This window comes from Clostridium sp. C8, from assembly GCF_001010885.1.
In the GTDB taxonomy this organism is placed as follows: Bacteria; Bacillota; Clostridia; order Clostridiales; family Clostridiaceae; genus Clostridium; species Clostridium sartagoforme.
Genome location: NZ_LBMX01000054.1, coordinates 1 through 26,911 on the forward strand (window position 1 = coordinate 1; position 26,911 = coordinate 26,911).

21 protein-coding genes and 1 riboswitch are annotated in these 26,911 nt (G+C 29.1%); all 21 genes read left to right on the plus strand.

From position 1 onward, the window contains the following. Positions 1-48 precede the first annotated feature (48 nt). On the plus strand, positions 49-1,386 hold the full coding sequence (locus AAT22_RS08640) for a PTS sugar transporter subunit IIC (protein WP_047000919.1): 1,338 nt from the start codon (positions 49-51) through the stop codon (positions 1,384-1,386). Between the two features lie 26 nt (positions 1,387-1,412). Then, positions 1,413-1,727 (plus strand): PTS lactose/cellobiose transporter subunit IIA, encoded by a 315-nt coding sequence (locus AAT22_RS08645; protein WP_016206278.1) that lies wholly within the window; start codon positions 1,413-1,415, stop codon positions 1,725-1,727. A gap of 263 nt (positions 1,728-1,990) precedes the next feature. Continuing rightward, entirely contained in the window at positions 1,991-2,317 is a 327-nt protein-coding gene (locus AAT22_RS08650; protein WP_016206277.1) for a DUF1904 family protein, read from the plus strand. Between the two features lie 146 nt (positions 2,318-2,463). Next, positions 2,464-3,108 carry a thioester domain-containing protein gene (locus AAT22_RS08655; RefSeq protein WP_016206276.1) on the plus strand — a complete coding sequence of 215 codons (645 nt, stop codon included), beginning with the start codon at positions 2,464-2,466 and terminating at the stop codon, positions 3,106-3,108. A 26-nt stretch (positions 3,109-3,134) separates the two neighbouring features. After that, positions 3,135-3,677, plus strand: coding sequence for a phosphatase PAP2 family protein (locus tag AAT22_RS08660; RefSeq protein ID WP_016206275.1), 543 nt, complete (start codon positions 3,135-3,137; stop codon positions 3,675-3,677). A 168-nt stretch (positions 3,678-3,845) separates the two neighbouring features. Beyond that, positions 3,846-4,037: a hypothetical protein gene (locus tag AAT22_RS08665; protein WP_016206274.1), complete on the plus strand. Its 192-nt coding sequence runs from the start codon at positions 3,846-3,848 to the stop codon at positions 4,035-4,037. A 264-nt stretch (positions 4,038-4,301) separates the two neighbouring features. Next, positions 4,302-5,249, plus strand: a complete 948-nt coding sequence (locus tag AAT22_RS08670) for a helix-turn-helix domain-containing protein (protein ID WP_047000920.1) — start codon at positions 4,302-4,304, stop codon at positions 5,247-5,249. 136 nt (positions 5,250-5,385) lie between these two features. Further along, positions 5,386-6,594 (plus strand): maltose ABC transporter substrate-binding protein, encoded by a 1,209-nt coding sequence (locus tag AAT22_RS08675; protein WP_047000921.1) that lies wholly within the window; start codon positions 5,386-5,388, stop codon positions 6,592-6,594. Between the two features lie 64 nt (positions 6,595-6,658). Continuing rightward, complete coding sequence (locus tag AAT22_RS08680) at positions 6,659-7,576, plus strand: sugar ABC transporter permease (protein ID WP_047000922.1); 918 nt, start codon at positions 6,659-6,661, stop codon at positions 7,574-7,576. 1 nt (position 7,577) lies between these two features. Beyond that, positions 7,578-8,471, plus strand: coding sequence for an ABC transporter permease subunit (locus AAT22_RS08685; protein ID WP_047000923.1), 894 nt, complete (start codon positions 7,578-7,580; stop codon positions 8,469-8,471). Positions 8,472-8,562: 91 nt separating this feature from the next. Continuing rightward, the gene (locus AAT22_RS08690) at positions 8,563-9,582 is read left to right on the plus strand and encodes a LacI family DNA-binding transcriptional regulator (RefSeq protein ID WP_047000983.1); all 1,020 of its coding nucleotides are present in this window, start codon (positions 8,563-8,565) and stop codon (positions 9,580-9,582) included. A gap of 185 nt (positions 9,583-9,767) precedes the next feature. Continuing rightward, positions 9,768-11,243, plus strand: a complete 1,476-nt coding sequence (gene malQ, locus AAT22_RS08695) for a 4-alpha-glucanotransferase (RefSeq protein ID WP_047000924.1) — start codon at positions 9,768-9,770, stop codon at positions 11,241-11,243. 528 nt (positions 11,244-11,771) lie between these two features. Beyond that, complete coding sequence (locus AAT22_RS08700; RefSeq protein WP_016206267.1) at positions 11,772-12,068, plus strand: DUF503 domain-containing protein; 297 nt, start codon at positions 11,772-11,774, stop codon at positions 12,066-12,068. Positions 12,069-12,160: 92 nt separating this feature from the next. Then, positions 12,161-12,303: riboswitch (SAM riboswitch) on the plus strand. Positions 12,304-12,418: 115 nt separating this feature from the next. Beyond that, the gene (locus tag AAT22_RS08705; protein WP_016206266.1) at positions 12,419-13,384 is read left to right on the plus strand and encodes a methionine ABC transporter ATP-binding protein; all 966 of its coding nucleotides are present in this window, start codon (positions 12,419-12,421) and stop codon (positions 13,382-13,384) included. Then, on the plus strand, positions 13,384-14,019 hold the full coding sequence (locus AAT22_RS08710) for a methionine ABC transporter permease (protein ID WP_016206265.1): 636 nt from the start codon (positions 13,384-13,386) through the stop codon (positions 14,017-14,019). The genes AAT22_RS08705 and AAT22_RS08710 overlap by 1 nt, the downstream gene beginning before the upstream one ends. A gap of 215 nt (positions 14,020-14,234) precedes the next feature. Next, positions 14,235-15,074 (plus strand): MetQ/NlpA family ABC transporter substrate-binding protein, encoded by an 840-nt coding sequence (locus AAT22_RS08715; protein WP_047000925.1) that lies wholly within the window; start codon positions 14,235-14,237, stop codon positions 15,072-15,074. Positions 15,075-15,248: 174 nt separating this feature from the next. Further along, positions 15,249-16,160, plus strand: coding sequence for a serine hydrolase (locus AAT22_RS08720; RefSeq protein WP_047000926.1), 912 nt, complete (start codon positions 15,249-15,251; stop codon positions 16,158-16,160). An 11-nt stretch (positions 16,161-16,171) separates the two neighbouring features. Then, positions 16,172-17,368: a DHHA1 domain-containing protein gene (locus AAT22_RS08725; protein ID WP_047000927.1), complete on the plus strand. Its 1,197-nt coding sequence runs from the start codon at positions 16,172-16,174 to the stop codon at positions 17,366-17,368. Between the two features lie 565 nt (positions 17,369-17,933). Further along, positions 17,934-18,638, plus strand: a complete 705-nt coding sequence (locus AAT22_RS08730; protein ID WP_016206260.1) for an N-acetylmuramoyl-L-alanine amidase — start codon at positions 17,934-17,936, stop codon at positions 18,636-18,638. A 251-nt stretch (positions 18,639-18,889) separates the two neighbouring features. After that, positions 18,890-19,420: a helix-turn-helix domain-containing protein gene (locus tag AAT22_RS08735; RefSeq protein ID WP_016206259.1), complete on the plus strand. Its 531-nt coding sequence runs from the start codon at positions 18,890-18,892 to the stop codon at positions 19,418-19,420. 393 nt (positions 19,421-19,813) lie between these two features. Continuing rightward, complete coding sequence (locus AAT22_RS18780) at positions 19,814-26,788, plus strand: FIVAR domain-containing protein (RefSeq protein ID WP_084820743.1); 6,975 nt, start codon at positions 19,814-19,816, stop codon at positions 26,786-26,788. The last annotated feature ends 123 nt before the right edge of the window (positions 26,789-26,911 follow it).

Here is a 26,911-nt window from a genome sequence, read left to right on the forward strand (position 1 = left end):
CATTTAAATAAAACAGAGCCTAAATAAAAAATATGAGGGGGAAAAACAATGAGCTTTATGACAAAATTAGAAAGTAGCATGGAAAGAATACTTGTTCCAATTGCAACAAAGTTAAATGCACAAAGACATATTGTTGCTATTAGGGATGCATTTATCTTAACCTTCCCAATTACAATGGCAGGGGCGTTAATGGTATTAATAAACAATGTTTTACTTCATCCAGATGGATTTGTAGCTAAACTTATTCATTTAGGAGATTTAATACCTAATTTAGCAGACTATCAAGCTATATTTGCACCAGTATTAAATGGATCTTTAAACATTTTAGCAATTTTTATAGCATTTTTAATAGCAAGGAATCTTGCGAGAGCTTTAGGTGCAGATGACTTATTAACTGGACTTACTTCAGTGTCAGTATTCTTTATAATGTACCCATCAGCAGTTGATGGAAACCTTACAACTCAATATATGGGACCTCAAGGTCTATTTGTTGCAATAATAGTTGGATTATTAGTAGGTGAATTTTTATCAAGACTTTCTAAATCTCCTAAACTTGAAATTAAGATGCCAGAACAAGTGCCTCCAGCAGTTTCTAGAACATTTAAAATATTATTACCAATAATGATAGTAACAGTTGGTTTCTCAGTTCTTAACTTTATATTAAGTAAAGTTACAAATGGTGGTGGAATTCACACTATGATTTATAATGCATTACAAGCACCATTAACTAAACTTGGAGATAATATTTTCTCAGTAGTAATTATGGTTTTAGTATCAAATTTATTATGGATAATGGGTATACATGGACCTAATACTATTGCAGCAGTAAGAGAAACTATGTTTGCAGAACCAAATGCAGCTAACCTAGCATTTGCACAAGCAAATGGAACAGCATGGGGTGCACCATACCCAACAACTTGGGTTTTAACTGATGCTTTTGCTAACTATGGTGGTTCAGGTATGACACTTGGATTACTTATAGCAATATTCATATTCTCTAAAGCAAAGGATCAAAGAGATATTGCTAAACTATCTATAGGACCTGGATTATTCAATATTAATGAATCAGTAATATTCGGTTTACCAATAGTTCTAAATCCAATATATATAATACCTTTTTTAATAGTACCTATAGTAAATGTTCTTATAGGATATGGTGCAATAATGCTTAAGATTATTCCACCAATAGCTTATGGAGCTGTTTGGACTACTCCAGGACCACTTATACCTTTCGTAGGAACTGGTGGAGAAATTATGGAACTTGTTGTAGGTATTGTGTGTTTAGCAGTCAGTGTATTAATTTATGCTCCTTTCGTTATAGCATCTAATAAGGCAGCAGCAAAATCACAAGAAGAAGGATTAAATGCAGATACAGAAACTATGTAATAAATAAGATAGATAGGAGAATAATTATGAATGAACTAGAATTAGTTGCTTTTGAAATTATAAGCAACGTAGGTATGGCTAAATCTTTGGCAATAGAAGCAATAAGAGATGCTAGAAATAATGATTATGATGAAGCAAACAAAAAAATAGAAGAAGCTAAAGGATTTTTATTAGAAGGGCATCATGCACATTCTGGATTGATTCATAAGGAAGCTAATGGTGAAAAGCTTGAGTTTTCTTTGATAATAATGCATGCTGAAGATCAATTGATCAGTGCAGAAACTATAAAAGACTTAGCTATAGAGCTTATAGAAATGAATAAAGCAATCAATAGTAAGTAAATAAATATGTGTATAAAATAAACAATAGCAAGTGAATAAATATGCATATAAAATAAACAATAGAGGTAGCTAAATGAAATAATTTAGACTACCTCTATATTTTTTTATAGATAAAACTATACAAAATAGATATATATAATAAGTAAAGAAGTTTAAATATATGTATATGTAAGTAAAATTAAAAGTTATGCATAAGGATTTTATAAATACTACTAATATGATATAATTTTGTTAAAAAGTATAGAAATGGAGAGTGTCCTATAATGCCAATCATTAGATTTAAAGCAGTAGAAGCTAAAAAAGTTTGTGATATAAGTAAGAATCTAGTAGACGATCTTCAGGAATTAATCAAATGCCCAAGAGAGTATTTTAATTTAACAGTTGATCAATCTTTATATGTAAGAGATGGTAAATTTGTTGATGGTGAAGCAATAGTTGAAATTTCTTGGTTTGATAGAGGACAAGAAATTCAAGATAAAGCGGCAAAGATAATCACCAATTATGTTAACTCAATAGGATATTCTAATGTAGATGTTATCTTTTTTAAGTTAGAAGAAAATAGATACTATGAAAATGGTGAGCATTTTTAATGAAACTATAATTATTAAAGATAAAACAAGGTAGGATGTTACGATATCTTACCTTGTTTTATTATGAATAATATTTATCACATCTAGTATTATTTAAACTTAATTTGATAAAAATAGTATAAAGTCAATTAAGTAGGAGTGATAAAATGAAATTTAAAAGAAAAAGTATAGCTATTGTTTTTATATTAGTTTTATTAATATTAAATTTTAGCTCTAATTACTTTGCAATGCAATTAGGAGATGAAGTAAAAATATCAACAGGAGATTATTATGTTGGAGAAATAGAATATGAAAATTTTATTATTAAAGCAAAAATGATAAGAGCATTGGAAACTGAAGAAATAGGTTATTGTTTAGAAATTGAAAAATTATATCCAAGTGGAGAGATCTTTAAAGGTATAGGCTATGCCACTGATGGATTAGCTGGGATAATATCTGAAGGTTATCCTAATAAAAGTTATGGAGAAATAGGGTTATCTTCAGAAGAGGAAGCATATTTTGCAACACAAATTGCAATATGGAGCTATGTTGAAGGATATGATATAAATGGATTTAAAGGAAACAATAGAGTTGTCGAAGCAATAAAAAAGATATATAATCAAGGAATAAGTAAAAATTCAGAAGAATATAATAATCAATATAAAATATATAATTATAATGATGAAGTACAGGATATAGCATTAATTAAAAATTATAGAAGTGAAATTATAGAAGAAAACTCAAGTAAGTTAACTCAAGAAAATTCAAGTGCATTGGATGAAAATCAACAAAGCATTATTTATGGAAAGTAATAAATACATATTTTACTGGGGGAATTATGTGGGAGTATATAAATTTTATAGATTTAAGAATTTTAGAAATTATTAGAACATATTTTTCTAGCTCTTTTATGGACAGTATAATGGTATTAATAACTAAGCTAGGAGATAGAGGATTAATCTGGATTATAATATCAGTAATATTACTAGTAAGTAAAAAATATAAAAGAATAGGAATAACAATGATAGTTGCTCTATTATTAACAAGTATCATTGGAGAAGGTATAATAAAGAATATAATACAAAGACCAAGAGTGTTTAATTCCATAAATGATATAGAGCTTATAATTAAAGCTCCATCATCCTATTCTTTTCCTTCTGGGCATACTGCATCTTCATTTGCAGCAGCTATGGTACTTGGGTATTATATAAAAGAATATAAGTATTTATTTTACTTTTTAGCTTTTCTTGTGGCATTTTCAAGATTATACTTATGGGTACATTATCCATCAGATATAGTTGGTGGAATGATATTTGGAATTATATGTGGGTATATAGCTATTAAAATAATAAACAATATAGTAACAAAGAAAAATTCATAAAAAAAGCTTGTTGAAGAATAGAAGTTTTCAGCAAGCTTTTTTTAATTTAATATTGTTTATATAAAGAATTATTAAAATTTTAGTTCTACACTATCTAATATATAAGTATAAATTCATAAAAAAGTGAAAAAATAAAAATATAGATTACGCTATAAGGAGGTGTATTTTATGGAGGATGATAAAATTCAAAGAAAAATGAAAAAGCTATATAGACATGTTAAATCAGGTAGATTAACTGAAGAAATAGCAGATGAAATATCTGAGATAATGGAACATGTAGAAAATATGGGAGAAGATGCAAAAAGAAATATTTCAGGTATCGTAAATGATATGAAGAGAGCTATGAAAAAAATGAAATAATAAATCAACTAAAAAGCTTAAATTAAAAAAAGCTTTTTAGTTGATAAGTATGGCTAAATACAAGGGGTTCAAGTTGTTTTTTGTGAGATAACACAAAAAAATAAATAGCTAATTGTATTAAAATACTATTGAATAAAAACGATTGCACGAGTATAATCTAGTTACAAGGTAAAGTTAAATACTATAAAAACAAAATTTCTTATTTTTCTGGAAACGTTACCTGCTTCATAAATATTCAGAAAAATTAAATTATGGGGGAAGCTTATGTATGGGTTAAAAAACTCTTTTCAAAAAATAAGTGAAGAAATTCAAATTCCCTTCAAAATAAGCGAAAAAGATGGATCTGTAATAGCTGACTTTCTTCAAGGGAAAAATTCTAAAATTGTAAGCAGTATTTTAAGAATACCAACAGAAGAACTGTTACTAGAAACCTATGAAAATTATAGTAACTGTATGAGTTTATTAAAATATTGTTTAGAGCAAGAATTAAGTAATGCAGTAAAATCTAAAGAAGAAATAATATTAGACATAATAAAAGGGAAAGAATTTTCTAATGATATTCTAAAAGAGGTTATAAAGGACAAGCCGTTTAAATTAATACTTATTCATTTAAAAGACAAGCATTCTAAAGCTTTAAAGTTAATAGAGAGAAAATATTTAGGTGACGATAGTATTATAGTTGTTCAAGATGAATACATTGTTATTATAAGTAAAAATGATATAAGTGATGATAGTATTAAAGAACTTTTTTTAGCAATCAAAAAAAGTATAACAGAAAAGTGTTATATAAGTTATTGTAAAATTGATGAATATAGTGAACTTAAAGAAAAATTTGAATATCTTAAAGATAATTTAGAAATATGTTTAAAATATAATTTGCAATCAAAGATATATACTGAAAATTCTTTATTAGTAGAAAAAATGATAGAGAATGTAGATGAAAAAGAAATAACTAGAGTATATAAAGAATTTAATGATATTTTTTCTAAGTTAGATGAGGATCTTATAAAAACAATAGAAATTTTCTTTAGTGAAGGTTTAAAAATAAGTGAGTCAGCAGATAAGTTATATATTCATAGAAATACATTATTCTATAGAATAGATAAAATAAAAAAAATAGTAAACTATGATATATCCAATTTTAATGAAGCAGTAGAGTTTAAAATTTTATTTTTATTGTGGAAAGAATCAGGATATAAAAATAAATTATAAAGTTTGTTGGAAACGGTACCGGTAAGGTTACCTGTAAACAATATCACAAATAAAAAAATATTATAAATTTAGTTAATAAACCTAATATGGTTTATAAATATAAAGATCTAAAATTAGATTTTGGGAGGAATTTATTATGGTAAAACGTTCAAAACTATTAGCAGTTTTAATTGCTGGTATAATTGCTACAACTTCTTTAGTTGGTTGTGGTGGAAAAGATGAAAAAGGCGGTACTGCCAATACAGAAAAGAAAACTTTAACAGTTTGGTCACACTTTACTACTAACGAAGTTAAAGAATTTGAAAAAGTAGCTAAAGCTTGGGGCGAAGAAAATAATGTTGAAGTAAGTGTTGTTGAAGACCAAGGAAAGTTCCAAGAAATGATTCAAGCTTGTCAAAGTGATAATGGTCCAGATCTTATATTAGGAGCTCCACATGATAATTTAGGAACGTTCCAAAAAGCAGGAATAACAGCAGAAGTACCATCAGGAATGGTTTCAGCTGATAAATATACATCTCAAGGTATAGTAGATGCAGTAACTATAGGTGGAAAGGTTTATGCAGTTCCATTTGCTCAAGAAACAACAGGAATGTTCTATAATAAAGACAAAGTTAAAGAAGTTCCAAAGACAATGGAAGATTTAGTTGCAATGGCAAAAGAAGTTGGATTTGAGTATAATATAAATGATTTCTTCTTCTCATATGCATTCTTATCAGCAGGTGGTGGATATGTTTATAAAAACAATAATGGTACTTTAGATCCATCAGATATAGGTCTTGGAAATGAAGGTGCAGTAGCAGGACTTCAATTTATTTCAGATTTAGTTAACAAAGATAAATTAATGGCAGCAGATATAACTGGAGATATAGCTAAGGGTGATTTTACATCAGGTAAATCTGCATTCTATTTCTCAGGTCCATGGGATGTTTCAGGTGCTAAAGAAGCTGGATTAAACTTTGGAGTAGTTCCAATGCCAACTTTAAATGGAAAAGCTCCACAAACATTCTTAGGAGTTCAAACTTCTTTTGTTAATGAAAATTCAAAGAATAAAGATCTTGCATGGAAACTTATGGAGGAGTTTGTTAATAAAGGACAAGATATAGTTTATAAAACTGGTAGCAGAATTCCAGTATCTAAAGATTATGTAGTAGATGATGAATATACTAAAGCATTTATGGAACAAGCAAAAGTTGCTATGCCAATGCCTAATATAGTAGAAGTTCAAGCTATGTGGGAACCAGCAGCAAATAACTTAAAGTTATTAACTTTAGGTCAAATAGATGCTAAAACAGCTGGAGAAAATATAGTTAATCAAGTAAAAGAAGGTATTAAACAAATAAAATAATATATGTAGCTAAATAGAGATAGGTGTAATGCCTATCTCTATATAAAATAAAGGAGGATTGTAAATGGGAATGAAGAGTAAAAGTCGTAAAGCTTATTATTTTTTGGCACCAGCACTTATTTCAATATTTATATTCACATTGCTTCCAGTATTTTCAACAGTATACTATGCTTTTACTGATTATACTCAGTATTCAAAGGGTGAAATTAATTTTGTAGGTTTTTCAAATTTTATAGAGGTTTTAACAGGACCATTTAAAGAAACATTTTTACCTGTATTTGCATGGACAATGATTTTTGCAATAATATCAACACTTGGATGCTTCTTTTTAGGATTAATTATTGCACTAGTTTTAAATAATCCAAATATAAGAGAAAGAGGAATTTATAAAGGTATATTAATACTTCCTTGGGCACTACCAGTATCAGTTGCAATTTTATCATTCCAAGGTTTATTTAATGGTAGTTATGGTCAAATAAATAATTTATTAATGCAACTGCATATAATACAAGAACCAATAAAATGGCTAACAGATCCTAACTTAGCAAGGTTGAGTATAATATTGGTTAATATGTGGCTTGGATTTCCATATATGATGAATGTTTGTTTAGGCTCATTATCAGCAATACCAGAAGTTTATTATGAAGCTGCAGAAGTAGATGGTGCAACTAAGTGGAAGCAATTCACACATATTACATTACCATCAATAGCTAAAACTGCTTATCCACTTATAATATCATCCTTTGCATTTAATTTTAATAACTTTAGTTCAGCTTTCTTAATAACAGGAGGAGGTCCTCCAAGATTAACAACACAATTTGCAGGTTATACAGATATACTAGCATCAGTAAACTATAAACTTTCAATGCAATTTGGAAGATTTGATATTGCATCAGCACTTAGTATAATAATATTTATAATAATTGCATCAATTTCATTTATTCAAATGAAGGCATCTGGTCAGTTTGAGGAGGTTGATTAATATGCAAACAGAGGTAAATTTAAAAAATTTAGTAAGAAAGAAAGATAAGGTAGTATATAAAAAGAAATTAAGATCTGATGAAATAAGAGCGGCTTGGCTTGGTAGAATTTTTATTTGGATAATGATAGCAATAACATTAGTTCCTATAATAGCAGTAATTTCTGCATCAATGGCAAAAGGAAATGCATTTACACAAACAACCTTCTTTCCTTCAGAATGGACTTTAGAAAATTATAAAAGAGTATTTGAAAAAACAAATTTCTTATTATGGTTAAAAAATTCATTGATTTTGTGTACAGCAGTAGCATTATTGCAGTTAGTTTTATCAGTACCAGCGGCATTTGCTTTTTCAAAACTAAGATTTTGGGGAAGAAAAAATGGACTTATGAGTTTATTAATTCTTCAAATGTTTCCAGCAGCTATGGCGTTACCAGCAATAATTGGAATAGTTTTCACATATAATTTAACTAATAAACCATGGGTATTAATATTAATACTAGCTGGTGGTAGTGCATATAATATTTGGCTTTTGAAAGGAGCAGTAGATGGGATACCAGATGAATTAGTTGAAGCAGCTTATATAGATGGTGCATCAACTTGGAAGGTATTTTCAGTAATAATATTACCTTTACTAAGAAATATGTTAATAGTTATATTCCTATTTGCATTTATAGGTGCATATGGTGAATTTATGATATCATCAGCAATATTAAAAAATGCAGAAGTACAAACTGTAATTACTGGATTACAAAAGTTCATTAAAGATCAATTCTCTGCAAACTGGACTATGTATTCATCAGCAGCAGTAATGGCATCTTTACCAATAGTAATAATATTTATGCTTCTACAAAAGTATATAGCATCAGGTTTAGTTTCAGGATCAGTAAAAGAATAATATGCATTCTTACTTTAATCCTATATTGTAAAAGAATAGCAATAAATGGAAACGGTACCGAATAATTTGTCGAAACTTGGAGGGAGTTATGATAAACATAAGAGATATTGCAAGAATTGCGGGGGTAGGGGTAAGCACTGTTTCAAGGGTAATTAATAATCATCCAGATGTTAAAGAGCAAACAAGAGAAAGGGTATTAGAAATAATAAGAGAAAATAATTATATACCAAACAACAGTGCTAGAAATCTTAAAAAAAATAATACAAATAATATTGGAGTTCTGATAAAAGGGGTATTTAATCCTTTTTTCTCAGAAATGTTAGATTCTATAAGTAAAAGAATTTCTAAGGCTGGATATTCTATGATACTAGAGCATCACGATTATTTAAGTGATGATGAGATGAATAATCTGATTTCAATGATAAAAGAAAAAAGATTACAAGGTGTAATTTGCTTAGGAGGAAATTTTACAGAAGCAAGAAATGATGACTTTAATGATATACAAGTACCAGTTGTATTAACTTCTATAAATCATAAGTACGGAAAAGAGTTTTTCAATTTTTCCTCAGTATCTATAGATAACGAAAAATCAGCTTATATTGCTACAGAATATCTAATTGAATGTGGACATAGAAATATAGCTATATTATTAGGAGATGAAAATGACTTTGGAATTGGATATCTAAGAGAAGCTGGATATTTAAAGGCACTAAGAGAAAATAATATTGAATTTAATAGTAATTATAAAATTCTAGGTAATTATGATTATAGAGGTGCATATGAAGAAACTAATAAGCTTTTAAAAACTAATAAAGATATTACAGCTATATTTGCTATATCAGATATAATGGCTGTCGGATGTGCCAAAGCAATAAAAGATAATGGTCGAGAAGTAGGTAAAGATGTTGCTGTAATAGGATTTGATGGTATGGATATTAGTGAGTTTTATAATCCTACCATAACAACAGTAATACAACCTAAGTTAGAAATGGCTAAGATAAGCGTTGATTTATTATTAGATTTAATAGCGGATAAAACTGATAATAAGCATGTAATACTAAATACAGAGCTTATTCATAGAGAATCAACTAATTTTAAGATAGAAAATTAAAAAATTAATCTACTTATAATAACATAATCTATTGTTATTATAAGTAGATTAAGATAAATTATATAGATTAAAATTAATTATTTTATACCCTCAATATTCAAAGCAAAAACTTTTATGATTAGTTTTATTAAATGCCTTCACAAATACAAAATAGAATAGGTTTTATTAGAAATGAGGTAAAATTTATGGAAAGAAGTAGCGGGATATTAATGCATATTTCATCACTACCTGGAAAGTATGGAATAGGTACATTTGGAATGGAAGCGTTTGCCTTTGTAGATTTTTTAAAAAAGAGTGGACAAAAGTATTGGCAAATACTCCCTCTAGGGCAAACTAGTTATGGAGATTCTCCATATCAATGTTTTTCAGCATTTGCTGGTAATCCTTATTTTATAGATTTTGAATTATTAGAAAAAGATAATTTATTAAAAAAAGAGGATTATTCAACTTTAGATTATGGAATAAATGAAAATTGTATTGATTATGCAAAGTTATTTATAAATAAAAATAAAGTGTTAAGAATTGCATATGAAAATTCAAAAAATAAATATAATGAAGAAATAAATGAATTTGTAGAAGAAAATAAGTTCTGGTTAGAGGATTATGCTTTATATATGGCAGTTAAGAATCACTTTAACTTAGTTAGTTGGCAAAATTGGGATGATAATATAAGACTTAGAAAAAAGGAAGCCATAGATTCTTATAAAGTATTATTGAAAGATGAAATTAATTATTGGATATTTATTCAATATATATTCTTTAAACAATGGTATAGTTTAAAGAAATATACTAATGATAACGGAATTAAAATAATAGGTGATATTCCCATTTATGTAGCAGAAGATAGTGCAGATATTTGGAGTAATCCACAATACTTTAATGTTGATGAAAATATGTTACCAATAACAGTGGCTGGATGCCCTCCAGATACCTTTTCAGCTACTGGACAGCTTTGGGGAAATCCTATATATAACTGGGATAACTTAGATAGAGATGGTTATAGCTGGTGGATTGATAGAGTTAGAGAGAGTTTTAAATTATATGATGTAGTAAGAATAGATCATTTTAGAGGCTTTGAGGCATATTGGGAAATACCATATGGAAATAAGACAGCTGAGTTTGGTCAATGGACTAAGGGACCTGGAATAAAATTATTTGATGCTATAAAAAATAGTCTTGGCGAAGTAGATATAATAGCAGAAGATTTAGGAATGATGACACAAGGAGTAATAGATCTTAGAGATACTACAGGATTCCCAGGAATGAAAATATTACAGTTTGGATTTGGTGATGGGGATAGTAGAGATTTACCACATAATTATCCAATTAATTGTGTAGCGTATACTGGCACCCATGATAATGATACTATTTGTGGATGGTATAATGTTACTGGAAGCAAAAATGAAATTGAAAAAGCTAAAAACTACTTGAACTTAACTTATGAAGAAGGGATAGCAAAAGGCTTAATAAGAGGGGTCTGGGGAAGTCCAGCTTACTTAGCAGTAACTACAATGCAAGATTTCTTAGGGCTAGGTAATAGCGCTAGAATGAATATGCCTTCAACATTAGGAGGAAATTGGATGTGGAGAGCATCTAAAAAAGATTTTAGTGAAAAATTAGCAAAAGAAATTTATTCTTTAACTAAATTATATGGTAGATGATTTAAGCTATACTAATCATTAATAAATTTCTTATAAATCACAAATAAAGCTCATGGAGAGAATATTATCCATGAGCTTTATTCATAATAATAACATGGACTCTAATTTACAATTGTTTTAAATTGCGAAGCAATTTTTCAGTGCACAGTTCACAAGGCACAGTTCACAGTTTTTTGAAAGGGAACAGGTAACAAGGAACAGGTAACAGGTTATGATATAAATTGCGAAGCAATTTATAAATGAAAGAATGAAAAAATTGAGGTTTTTTTGCTGCACAAAACTTAAACTATATAATGTGCACGGCATTCAATACTTAGTGAAGTTGAACGCTATGAAATCCTCTCTATTGAAGCTCACCTTGAAGTAGATGTTTCTTAGTTTTTAATTATAGTTTACACTTAGTACTTGTTACCTACAAAATGAAAATAACTGTGAATTGTGCACTGTGAACTAAAAGAAATTGCTTCGCAAAATATAACAAGTATGTAAATTTAGAGTATATATATTTTTTATCGAGGGTGGTTTGAAATGAAAGTATTAATAATGAGTGTAAATTTAAGAGCAAGTTGGGTACATTCTTTAAAAGAAAAAAGAATGATAGTTAGAAGTATAACTCAAAAATTGAAAAATAAATTTAATATATCAGTAAATGAAATAGAAAACCAAGATCTACATCAAAGCATAGTTATTGGTATATCAGGAATATGTGCTAGTAGCTCGCAAGCAGATTCTACTGTAGAAAACATAATTAATTTTATAGAATTAAATACAGATGCAGAGCTTGTTAATGTAGAAAAAGATATTATAGTATTTAAATTTTTATAGGTACACATAAATAAGTTTTAAGATATATATTGACAAATTCAAATTATATATGTATATTAATATCAATAGAAAAATTTAATATTTTAATACGTTTCTTATCAAGAGTGGTGGAGGGACTGGCCCTGTGAAACCCAGCAACCTATAATAGGATTATGATAAGTCTAATTTATGTTAGATAATTATATTTTATTATGTTTGGTGCTAAATCCTGCAGCTTTTAGCTGATAGATGAGAGAATAAATTAATATGTGACATTATACGCACTAGAGATTTATTCTCTAGTGCGTTTTTTATTCTTTTGAAAATATCACTTTTTTATTTCTTTAATTTTCTTAGGGGGGAATATAATCATGATTGAAATAAATAATTTAACCAAAAGCTTTGGTGAGATACAGGTTATAAAAAATGTGTCTATTAAAATACAAAAGGGAGAAATATATGGAATTATAGGACATAGTGGTGCTGGTAAATCCACTTTGTTAAGATGTATAAATGGATTAGAAGCCTACGAAGATGGTTCACTTACAGTTATGGGACGTGAAGTTAAATCTTTAAAGGGGCTGGAACTAAGAGAATTTAGAAAAGATTTGGGTATGATATTTCAAAGCTTTAATTTATTAAATAGAAAAACAGTCTTTGAAAATATAGCCTTACCTTTAGAAGTTTGGGGATATGAAAAAGTAAGAATTAAAAGTAGAGTAAATGAGCTTTTAAATTTAGTAGGACTTTCTGAAAAGGCTAATGTAAAACCATCAAGTTTAAGTGGTGGACAAAAACAAAGAGTAGCAATAGCAAGGGCTTTAGCATTAGAACCTAAAATTCTACTTTGTGATGAAGCTACTTCAGCATTAGATCCTAAAATAACAAAAGATATATTAGCACTTTTATCAAAAATAAATAAAGAACTAGGAATTACAATAGTTATTGTTACTCACCAGATGGAAGTTGTCAAAGAGGTATGCGAAAAGGTTGCACTAATAGAAGACGGAATTTTAAAAGCTCAAGGCAAATCGGAAGACTTATTTTTAAACCCAGGAGTTTCCCTTAAAAAATTTTTAGGCGAACAAGATGACGAATTACTACCTACAACAGGAGTAAATATAAAGTTATTTTTTCCAAGTACATCATCAGAAAATGCACTTATAACAAAGATGGCCAGAGAAATTAATGTAGACTTTTCAATAGTTTGGGGAAAACTAGAAAAATTTAGAGAAGATGTTCTTGGAAGTTTAGTAATAAATATAGCGCAAGAAGATAAAGAAAAGGTAATTAAATATCTACAAGATAAGAATGTAATATTGGAGGTGATTAATTAATGTTAGAAATATTATTACCGGCATTTAATAAAACAATTATAATGGTATTTTTTTCAACACTGTTTTCAGTAATTTTAGGCTTTATTCCCGCTATAGCATTAATAGTTACAGCTCCTAAAGGATTAAAACCAAATAAGATAATATATAATACATTGGACAGTATAATAAATATTTTAAGAAGTTTTCCTTTTTTAATACTAATGGTAGCAATAGTACCATTTACAAAATTAATAGTTGGAAAATCAATTGGAACTGAAGCAGCAATAGTGCCATTAACAGTAGCAGCAGCACCTTTTGTAGCAAGAATTATAGAATCAGCTTTAAAAGAAGTAGATCCAGGAGTAGTAGAAGCAGCAAAATCCTTCGGAGCTTCTAATACACAAATAATTTTTAAGGTAATGTTAAAAGAAGCAATCCCTTCTATAATATCTGGATTAACATTAACAATAATAAGCATAATAGGGTATTCAGCAATGGCTGGAACAGTAGGTGGAGGAGGTCTTGGAGACGTAGCAATAAGGTACGGATACCAAAGATACCAGACAGATGTAATGATTGTGACAGTAATAATCTTAGTAATAATAGTACAAGCATTACAAACTCTAGGAAATTACTTGTATAAGAAACTATCGTAACAATTAACGGTTAACGATTAACGATTAACAATTATTAATAGCTATTATAATTTAAAATGTTATTTATTAAATTTAAATATAAAATAAAAAAACTAACTAAAAAAGAATGAGATGAAACTAATAAAAGAAAAAAGACCATAACTAAAGGAACTCTGCAAGAGTTTCATCCACAATTATTCACTATTAATTCTTAATTATAACAAGGGGGTTTTTATATGAAAAGAAAATCAATTTTATCAATTTTATTAACAGGGGCTTTAGCAATAAGTTTAGTAGGATGTGGAGGAGCAAAGCCAGATAATAGTACAGGCTCAGCATCATCAGAAGACAAAACAATAACAATAGGGGTTACACCAGTTCCACATAAGGATATAGTAGAGGCTATAAAGCCAGAACTTGAAGGAAAAGGATATACAGTTAATATAGTTGAGTTCACTGACTATGTAACACCGAATACATCTTTAGAAGAAGGAGAGTTAGATGCAAACTACTTTCAAACTATAGCTTATTTAGATGAAACTAATGAAGGAAAGGGATTGCATTTAACTTATACAAAGGGAGTGCACTTAGAGCCTTTAGCAGTTTATTCAAGAAAAATTAAGGACCTAAAAGAGTTAGAGGATGGAGCGACAGTTGCTGTGCCAAATGACCCATCTAACGAAGCAAGAGCTTTAAGAGTTTTAGAAAACTCAGGATTAATAAAGTTAAAAGATGGTGAACTAGTTACTCCAAAGGATATAACAGAAAATCCAAAGAACTTAAAATTCGAAGAATTAGAAGCAGCACAACTTCCAAGAGTTTTAGATGAAGTAGGGCTAGCGGTTATAAATGGTAACTATGCATTAGAAGCTGGTCTAAGTCCAGCAAAAGATGCAGTATTCGTAGAAGATGCTAATTCAGAAGCATCAAAGAAATATCACAATGTAATAGCAATAAAAGAAGGAAATGAAAATATCCAAAAGATTAAGGATTTGACTGAAGCATTAACATCAGATACAGTTAAAAAGTATATTGAAGAAAAATATTCAGATGGATCAGTGCTTCCAGTTTTCTAAGAGCTTTTGATATATTAACTTCAATAAAGAGTAGATAATAAATCGGCTGAATTATATTTATTTTAGCGATTAATTGTCTACTCTTTAATTTTTTGAGGTGAATTACATTTTAATATTTATGATATAATAAATATTAAAATATATTACTAAAGCAAAGAGAAAAAGGAGAACTAAATGAAAAAAATAAGTATCCTAATAATCATAGTATTTATATTATTTAGTAAGAGTTGTAGCTATGAGGATATTAATAAAAATACAGAAGAGACCACTATAAAAATAGAAAATGAAGAAACATCATATAAGATAGATAAAAAAATTAGTGAAATAGCAGGGATTTATAAAGATAATATATCTATATACTATAAAAACTTAGATACTGAAGAAGAATATTTATTAAATCCAGATAGGTATTATATAGCAGCAAGTACAACAAAAGTTCCATTATGCATGATGATTTTAGACCAAGTATTTGAAGGGGCATTAAATTTGGAAGATGAAATTTATTATGAGGAAGAAGATGATGAAGATGGAAGTGGGGTACTATATTATTTAGAAGATGTTACAAATGTTACAATAGGGGAAGCTGTAAGATTGTCAATAATTGAATCTGATAATGTTGCTAAAAATATGCTTCGTAGAATTAGTGAAATATCAATAACAGATTATTTAATAGATATTACAGGAGATGAATCTATACCTTATGAGAATTATATTACTGCAAGACAATTATATATGGTGCTAGATAGATTATATGAAAATCCTAATAACAATCCATATTATGAATTGCTTATAGATTATATGACAAAAACAGTTTTTCATGATAGATTAGATAAATATATCCCTCATGATATAGTGGCGCATAAAATAGGAGATTACTATAGATATTACCATGATTGTGGAATAATATATGGAAAAGATGATTACATAATAGTTATATTAACTAGAGATATAGGGAATTTAAGTGATGAAGCATATAATGACGGTACAGAAGATGAAAGATATTTATTAGACTGGGGTAGTCAAGCGTATGAAATTATAGGTAATATTTCTAAGGAAATATATTTAAATGTTGAAGGAAATTATTAAAGGTGAGAAATATGGAAAAATTATATTATACCAATCAGTATCAAACTAAATTTGAGGCAAAGGTTATAGAAGTAAAGGAATTAAATAATAAATATCATATAGCATTAGATAAAACAGCTTTTTTTTCAGGTGGTGGAGGACAATGCTGTGATTTAGGGAAAATAAACGAGAAAGATGTATTAGAAGTATATGAAGAAAATGAAATTGTATATCATGTCATTTCAGAAAATATAGATAAAGGTAGTTTAATTAAAGGAGAAATAAACTGGAATAGAAGAGAAGATGGTATGCATCAACATTTAGCTCAGCATGTACTTTCAGGGTGCTTTTTTAAGCTATTTAGTGCAAATACAGTAAGTATACATTTAGGAAAAGAGATAAGCACAGTTGATATTATTGGACATTTAGATGAAGATAAAATAAAAAAAGCAGAAAAAATGGCTAATGATATAGTAAGACAAAATATTATGGTAGAATTTATTATTCCAAGTTACGATGAGTTAAAAAATTTAAATTTAAGAAGAGATTTACCAAATACAGATAAGGAAATAAGAGTAGTTAAGATAGGAGATTTAGATATTAATGCATGCTGTGGAGTTCATCCAAAAAGCACATTGGATTTAAGGCTAATTAAGATTAAAAAATATGAAAAAAATAAAAATAATACAAGAATAGAATTTTTAGCAGGTAAACGAGCGATAGAAGATTCTTTAAAGAATGATAAGATAATAAAAGACATTTGTAATTATCTAAGCAGTAATGAAGAAGAATCATTAAATAGTATAAAAAATTTAAAAGAAAATTTAGAAATTTTATTAGATGAGAAAAAGAAAAATGAAGAAGAACTTATGAAATATGAAAGTGAATATTTACTTTCTACTTGCCATAAAGAAAAAGAACTTTTAATTATAAAAAAGATATTTCAAGAAAAAAGTATAAATTATATTAGAAAATTGTCAAGTAAATTAGCTGATAAAAATAATATTATATGCTTGTTTGCAATAAAGAATAAAGAAAAATCCAATATAATTTTTACATGCTCTAATAATATTGCCTTATTTAATATGGGAGAACTTTTAAAAGAAAATATAAAATACATAAATGGAAAAGGAGGAGGAAATAAAATATTAGCTCAAGGAGCAGGTGAAAGCAAAGATTTAGAAAACTTCTTGAATGATGTTTATGAAAAGTGCAGTGCACTTTTTTAGTTCACAGTTGGTTTTTAGTTCACAGTGCACAGTGCACAATTCACAGTTGATTTCAGGTTGTAGGTAACAGGGAACAGGTGTCAGGTGTCAGGGAACAGGTAGCAAGTAATTTAATTGTACAGAGCAAAATTAGTAATGAAAGAATGAAAAATTATGGAGAAATAAATTATTATAATTCAAATAATCCGAGTATAGGCTATAATCAATGGCCTAAATTCAAACATACTTAAAGATGTATGAGTAAGTCGCAAATTTCTTTTATTCTTCATTAACAATCATATAATGAGATATAAAAAGTTATTGTGAAAATCCCTGTAATTTTAGATTTTGTACCTCTGAAGTAGATGTTCCTTAATCGTCAATTATCAACTAGATAAAACTGTTACCCTTTTACTGATACCCGTAAATTTATTCCAAAAGATGTGAACTGTGAATTGTGCATTGTAAACTGAATAAAATTGCTTCGCAATTTGTAACCAAGTCTAAGCCTATTAAGTATACTAAATTATGAATTAATACAATATTTATATAATTAGGTATTATATAAATAATAGGAGGGACGGAAGTGGCAAAGTGGGTATTAGATGCAGCACATGGTGGCAATGATCCTGGAGCAATAGGAAAGCATGGCAGAAGAGAAGCAGATATCGTCTTAGAAGCAGTATATGAAGCAAAAAGGTTATTAGAAAGAAATGGAGAAATAGTATTACTGACTAGAGCATCAGATACAAGTTTAGATGTAAAAGACAGAATAAATATAGCAAACAATTGGAATGCAGATTACTTTGTTAGTTTCCATATGAATTCCTTTGTGGATGATTCAATAAAGGGAAGCGAAATAGTAATTTTTGAAAAAGGTACTAGAGCAGAGGAATTATCAAAATTTATAAGAGACGAGTTGCTTGCAAATCTAAAATCTAATGACAGAGGAATAAAAGAAGCAAGTTATACTGTTTTAAGAGAAACCCAAATGCCAGCAGTTATTGTTGAGGCAGAATTTATATCTAACGAAGACATAGAAAAAAACTTTAGTAGTATTAAGTATGGATACATGGTAGCTAAGGCTTGTTTAGCTATGGTTGATAAGGTTTTAATTGATATTCCTGTAAAGAAACCTAAAACTCCAACAAGAGAGGGATGGAGAATTTGCTTAGGATATTATAGAGATTATGAAGAAGCAGAAGAAGAGTTAATAAAGTTAAATAAAAACGGACTTAAGGGAGCTTATGTAGTTCCTTATCCTGAGGAAAATGAAAGATTTAAAAATTAATATAAAATCAAAAAATAGAAGGGAAGAATATCTCTTCTATTTTTTTTACTAGTAGAATGAAAGTATTTAATGAAATTTGAGATAAGAATTAAGATAAAGGTTAGTCATACATCCAAATCCTGAAAAAATTGTTCGGAAAATTTTAAATAAAAAGAAACATTTTATGAATTTAGTGATATAATATAATTAAGTAATAAAAAATATTTTAGTAATAAAATATTTTTTATTACTAAAACAAGGAGGGTATAAGAATGAATTATTTAGATCTATATTTACAAAAGAATAATTGCAAAAGATATGATGTATATAAAAAAACTGGAGTCAGTCAACAATTACTTGCGACTCATACTAGCAAAAAAATTGAAAAGTATTCTAATAAGGTAATAATGGCATTAGCTGAATTCTTAAATAAGACGCCAGGTACTGTGCTTGATGAACTTATAGCTTTAGAAAAGGAAAATCCAGCATTTGAAGCATTTAATCCATTAGAATTATTAACAGGATTAGAATATAAATATGATGTCATAATCATAAAAGGGGCTTATTGTAATGAAATATATAAGCTGATGAAGGGACAGCTTTCAGATACTGAAACTTTAGGAATTGAACTAGGAAGTGCTGGAGTTGCAACCGTTCTGGCTTATGCAATTAATATGGTTAGGGATTTGTTTAGCAATTCTGATAAAGTTCAAAGGGAAATAGAAAGAAAAATAATATCATATAAATTAGTAGAAGCAAGTCATGAACAGCTAATTTTAAGATTAAAACAATTAGACTACTAGAATAGTTAATGATGAAAAATTGAAAATGTATGTGATAGAATTTTTATTAAATAGTATTAGGTTATCTGAATTGGTGATCTAATACTATTTAATGCTTTATGTAACAATAATTTCTTGGATATTTTTGTGTGAAAAAAATGTATGTAATAATAAAAAAATACATGCGATTTATAAAAAGAAAAAAATTTCTAAATTTTTATGAAAAGGTTTAACAAAAGTTAATGAAATAAAAAAATAGAACATTTTTATGATATTTAAAGTTCTGTAAAATTATGGTTGTATGGATTTTATCCAATCAAATTAGGTGCTTTAACTATATGCCACAAAGTTAGGAGGGATTTTATAATAATTTTATTTGGTAGTTATAGTTAAAATCAATAAGGGAGGAGAAAAATGAGATTCAACAAAAATTTAAAAGTGCTAATAGCAAAAGTATTATCAGTTGCATTATTTTGTGGATTACTTCCAACTGTAAATACAATAGAAGCTAAGGCAGAAGAAATTGTTAAAGAAATAAATATTGATGGGACTAAGGTAGATGAATATAATAGGTTCAAAGGTTTTGGAACTGTCACATGTAACAACACATCACGCTTATTGTTAGACTATAAAGAAGAAAATCCAGAAAAATATTGGGAAATAATGAATGAATTATTCAATTCAGAAATAGGTGCGGGATTAACTCATATAAAGGTAGAGTTAGGTGCTGATGTAAATTCATCATCAGGAACTGAACCTGCTACTATGAGATATTCAGATGAGCCTGCGAATGTTGTAAGAGGTGCTGGATTTCATTTTGCAGCAGATGCGAAGAAAATTAATCCTAACATAAGTGTAGAAATACTTCGTTGGGGAGAGCCACGATGGACATGGAATTTAGCAGCAAATAAAGATTATGAGGCACGCTATCAATGGTATAAGCAAACAATTGATGCCTTTTATGAAGAATTTGGATATAGAATAGATTATGTTGGAATTTCTCAAAATGAAAGAGCTCAAAATAATGGCAAAAATGAAATAGAATGGCTGAAATATTTTACAGCTGAAATTAAAAAAGAACCTAATTATACTGAGGATTATGAATCAATAAAAATTGTTGCTGCAGATGGTTACAGAGATACTAAAACAATAAGCTCTGTTCTACTAAATAATCCAGATTTAATTGATGAAATAGATGTTATTAGTTGCCATTATGGCTTAACAGGGTCAAATGAACTTACACAATTACAAAATAGATTGGTATCTGAAGGTAAACAGCCAAAAGAAGTATGGATATCAGAAGGAATTGCTCCAATGATTAATGCTAGATATCGTGAAAACATGGAGCCAAATCGTAATGGATTAGGTGGAACTGCAGGGATAGTAGATGTAGTTTCTCGTGTTATGCTTGGATATTCATGGACTGGAGCTGGATCAAACCCTTTAAATGCAGTATCTTTTGATTTTCAACCTTCAGTTGCAGCTTTTTATGAAGGTGCATCATATAATCCTAAACATTTAATATCAGCATTTGATCCTTGGTCAGGATTCTATGAAATAGATGGTGGAATACAAGGAGTTCGACAAGTAATGAACTTTGTTGGACAAGATGATCATGATACTGAAGAGAATGAAAGATGGATGATTCTTAATGAAGCAACATATAATGATGGCTCTTTCTCTGATGGTGGAGTCGGAGTGGATTCATCAACTCATAATTATATGACTATGAAAGATCCTGAAACAGATGATTATACAACTGTTTTTGCAAATAATACATCACAAACTCGTAAATATAAGATAAATGCATCCAATTTAAGTGGAAAAGAAAATGAAAAGGTTTATTTATGGGAAACTAGAGGTCCAGAAAGTGGACAATCATACGATGAAAATTGGATGAAAAATATGGGGGAAATTACACCAGAAGATGGAATTTATACTGTAGAAGTAAAGCCATATTCAATACTTACTATAACCACATTAGATAAAAGTGGAATTAAAGATTTTGAATATCAATCAAATTCAATGACTGAAGAAAAGTTAAAAGAGGATACTATATTACCTCTGCCATATACTGATGATTTTGAGTATGATGAATATGCCTTAGATGAAAAAGGAAGAGATTATGTAGATAGAAGAGGCGGAACTCCACGTTATACTACAGATCAAAATGCTGCATTTGAAGTTGTAAAAGAAGCTACTAAGCAGGCTAAGGCAGGTAGTGCTGAACGTGAAGATATAGAAATTCCAGATGCTGAAGAGCATGGAAATATGCTTCAACAAATGATTACTCATGATAATATAGGAGCTGATTGGGCAGTATGGGGTGGAACAGATGGATCTGCATCTTCAAGTAATCCTAACACAACTTTAGGAGATTTTAGATGGACAAATTATAAAGCTTCTTATGATTTCTTATTAGATACACATACAACAGAGATATCTGGCAGAAGTAATTATGCACTAATTGGAGTTAGGCAAGTAAAAGCAGGAGGAACTGACTCACATGCAACATATAATGCACGTGTGTACTCCGATGGTAAATATGAAATTCTTAAATTAGGTAAGGTAGTAAAATTAGGAACTATTGAAAATTTTGATAAGAGTGATTGGCATAATTTAGGTTTTGAGGCGAGAAAAAATATATTTACTTTATATTTAGACAACAAAATAATAGATTCATACACAGATAATGATTCAACAGTAATGGCAGGAAGAATTACTATAGGAACAGGTTTTTATGAAACATTAATAGACAACCTTCGTGTTGATCCAATTGAAGGTTATTCCTATGAATCTGATAAGTATGATAGCGCGCAAGGTAAGGTTTATGAGTCTGAAGAAGCAGCATTAGCAAATAATGATTCAATAAATCCTATAGGATATGTTGGAAATTGGACATTCCAACAATCAGGATATGCGCATTATAATCGTACATTAATGAGAACTGATACTAACTTCCCAGTTTGGAATGGAGTTACAGTTACCCATAAAGATTCTACGACTCAAAGTGGAGTAATAAATAAGGTATATTATCAAGGTAGCTGGGGTTCAAATGATGCAAATGCTTGGGGAAATACTGGAACATCCATGGAAATTCAATTTAAGGGAACAGCTGTTAACCTTTATGGAATAAGGAATCCGAGTAATGGAAAAGGTGAAGTTTATTTAGATGGCAATAAAGTAGCTGATATTGATTATATAAATAATTATGAAATTAATGAGTTGCTTTGGAGTTCTGAAGAATTGACAGATGGAAATCATGTACTAAAAGTAGTATCAAAACAAGGTTATATTAGTTTTTCAAAGGCAGAAATTACAACAACTGATAAGGCTTTATCTACAATTAAGTTAGCTCCTACAAGTATTGTTAAAATAGCTGATGAAGCTCAAGTTGGAAATGCAGAAAATACTGTATATGCAATAAGAAAGAATGGACAAGTATGGGGTAGCCAAACTTCCAATGCTTGGGCTAATTTCAATGATAGTCCTGCTCTTGTTATTAATTTTACAGGTTCTGGAATTGATTATCTTGCAGGTGCTGGTGCACAACAAAAATATAATTTTGAACTTGATGGACAAGATGTAGGTAACTTTGGAGTAAATACAAGTACTGGTGTAATGTACTCTGTAAGAAATTTAGAGCAAAAAGCACATACCTTAAAAGTATCACTAAAAGATAATCAACGTATAGATACTTTTATGGATTATAAGGGTGCAAATGTTTATTATACAGTTGATCCTGATACTGTAAAAACTAGTTCATTTATATTTAACTTTAATGGTACAGGCTTTAACTTATTTGGAAATACACCTGATGCATTATTAGATGTTTATGTAGATAACCAATTAGTAAATGAAAATACAAGAGTGTACAGTAAAGGAGATAGACAAACTTCCTACTATATCCATGGATTAAGTGATAAAGCTCATACTGCAAAAGTAGTAGTAAAAGGTGGAAGCTTTGTATTAGATGGAATAGATGTAATAACAGGAGTTGATTCAGTTAATTATGTAAATACATCAGATTTACAAAAATTATATGATGATAATAAGTCTAAGGAAAAAGAAAAGTACACAAATGAAAGCTGGAGCGTATTTGAAGAAGCATTAACAAATGCTAAGGATGTATTAGAAAATGTAAAACCAGTACAAGAAGAAGTAGATGCTGCAAAAACAAACTTAGAAAATGCAATTAAAGGATTAGTAGAACTTTATACATCTATTACACCAGGGGCTGAGTGGAAAGACGCAGAGGGAAACCTTATAGAAGCTCATGGAGGATCAGTACAAAAATTAAATGAAAAAGAAATTAACTATGATATTGATGGAGATGGGAAATTAGATAAAGATTATTGGTTCTGGTATGGTGAGGATAAAACTAATTCTACAAGACCAGTTGATGGTGTAAAGTGTTATATATCAGAAGATTTATTGAACTGGAAAGATATGGGCACAGTGCTTCCTATGCATAATAATATTTTACCAGTTAAAGCTGTAGAGAATAAATTAGAATTTGATGTAAGCCAACTTAATAAGTTTAAAGAATTAGCAAATTTAACTGAAGCAAATGAAGAGTACACTCAAAAGCAAATTGATGATGCAAAATATTTTGTTAAAGCTTATGTTACAGAGTGGGAAGATGAAGAAAAGGGTATAGCAAAATCTTATGATGAAGATTCTCTTCGTTTAGCCTTTGAACGTCTTTATGGAAGATATAACATTAGTGAACGCCCTAAGATGCTATATAATAAGCAAACTAAAAAATTTGTTATAGCATTTCATTCAGACTCTCCAACATATGATAATGAAACATTAGTAAATTGGGTAAAGAATGGTGCAAGAGCAGAAGATACAAATACTGGATCAAGATATGGACGTGCTGAAATAGGATTTGCTGTTTCAGATACACCATTTGGACCATTTAAACTTGTAAATTCAACTCGTATGAATTGGAAACCAGGATTAAATGATAATCGTAAGGGTGAATCTCGTGACATGACAATGTTTGTAGATTATGGGCATGATGTTAATAATGACGGCGTAGATGATGCTTATGCAATATATTCAAGTGAAATGAATTATTACATGTATGTGTCACTTTTAAATTCAGAGTATACTGGTCCATCTATTGAAGGTGGAGAAGCTAAGGTTGGTGAAGATTTTAGCTATAGAATGTTACCGGATAAAAGTAGAGAAGCTTCATCAGTATTCTATAATAATGGATACTACTATATGCTGACATCAGGAACCGATGGGTGGAATTCTACAGAAATAGTATATTATCGCTCAAAGAGTATGATTACAGCAGAAGGAGAAACTTGGGAGAAAGTTGGAAATCCATGTATTGGAGTAAGCTTTACTGAAAAGGGGTTTGATTCTCAACCAACTAGTATCATAACTGTAGATTCAGAAAAAGGACAATATATTTATATGGGAGACCGCTGGAAAACTAGTAGTAATGGATCAGCAGGACCAAATTCAAGATATGTATGGTTACCTATTCAAGTTAAGAATGATAACACAATAGCTATAGAATATTATGATAATTGGAATCCTAATAATGAAATTCTTTATACTCCATTAACTACTTCAGATAAAATTGAGGTAGATGCAAAAGCTGGTGAAAGTATTGAAAAAGTTTTAGAAAGATTCCCTAAAACTACAAATATAAAAGCTGGAGATAAAGAATTTACAAATATAAATATAAAATGGCAGGAATCTCAAATAACCTCTGCACTATTGAAACAAGGAGAATATAAAATCACAGGATTATTAGAAGCAGCCGAAGATAATGGGTATGTAAATGGCAGGGTAATTACTGTTAACCTTATTGTAAGAGAAGGTCAAATAGTTGATTTAGGATATCAAGGCGTTGTAATTCAAGGGGGAAATTCCACAAACCTTCCTAAGGCAATAACTATTGATGGAAGTCAATATACAGTAGAGTGGGATAATACCACATTTAACAGTGCATATGAAACAGTAAGCGTAAATGGAATAGCAAAAAATAACGGAGAAGAATCACAGGAAAGGGATATTAAGGCTAAGTTTGAAGTAATACCTAATTACTTAGTGTACTTTATAGATTCAGGAACTGGAACATCTCCAATATATGATGTTATATCTAAAAATACTACTAATTTAATTAATAAGACAAATGATCAAATTTTCAATAATGAAAATGCTTGGGGATATGTTAATAATGAAGTTTCAGTAAAAGCTAGTACAGATATTAATGAAAAATATTCAACAGGATTATATGCTAAGACAGATATTAGCTACAAATTCACACTTTCACCAGGAACTTATACAATAACAGCAGGCTTCAATGAATGGTGGAGTGTAACTAGATCTATGGATCAAGTTATAACTTACAAGAAAAATGAAACTGAAAAAACTGTTAATGGTGAAAGAGTAGATGTATCAAAATCTAAGAATCAGGCAGTTAGTTCAACATCCTTTACAATTGATGAAAATACAGTTGTTACGTACACATTAAAGGCATCATCTGGAAGTCCAGCCCCTATAATTAGTTGGATAGCAATTAATAAGGATGATGGGGTAGAAGTAAATAAGGATGAACTTCTAAAGCTTTATAATGATAATAAGGATAAAGCACAAGGAAATTATACAGAAGAAAGTTGGAATGAATTTATAGCAGCAAGAGATAATGTAAAGGCAGTATTAGAAAATGAAGAAGCAACTCAAGAAGAAGTAAATGCAGCAAAAGCAGAGCTAGAAGAAGCAGTTAAAGCATTAGAAGAAAAAGTAGTTATTATTAATAAAGATGAACTTCAAAAACTTTATAATGATAATAAGGATAAAGCACAAGGAAATTATACAGAAGAAAGTTGGAATGAATTTATAGCAGCAAGAGATAATGTAAAGGCAGTATTAGAAAATGAAGAAGCAACTCAAGAAGAAGTAAATGCAGCAAAAGCAGAGCTAGAAGAAGCAGTTAAAGCATTAGAAGAAAAAGTAGTTATTATTAATAAAGATGAACTTCAAAAACTTTATAATGATAATAAAGATAAAGCACAAGGAAATTATACAGAAGAAAGTTGGAATGCATTTATAGCAGTAAGAGATAATGTAAAGGCAGTATTAGAAAATGAAGAAGCAACTCAGGAACAAGTAGATGCAGCAAAAGCAGAGTTAGAAGAAGCCCTTAAAGCTTTAAAAGAAAAAGATAAAAGTAGTAATAATTCTGGAAATAATAATGGAGATAACGGAACAAATAATGAGGGCTCAGTTGAAGTTGACTTACCAGAAACAGGAGGAACTAACCCTACAGTATGGCTATTGGTATCATCTATGTTAGTAATTATAGGCTCAATTTTCACAAGAAAAAATAAATTACAAACAAAACATGAAAATGGTAAATAAGGCCTTACGGAGATTTTATAATTAGAAGGACTCTAAGTATTTTATGTAATTAAGATTTTTATTTACTAAGTATTGCTAAAATTTTAGAGCAAAAGAAGGCAATAGATAGATCATATAAAATTA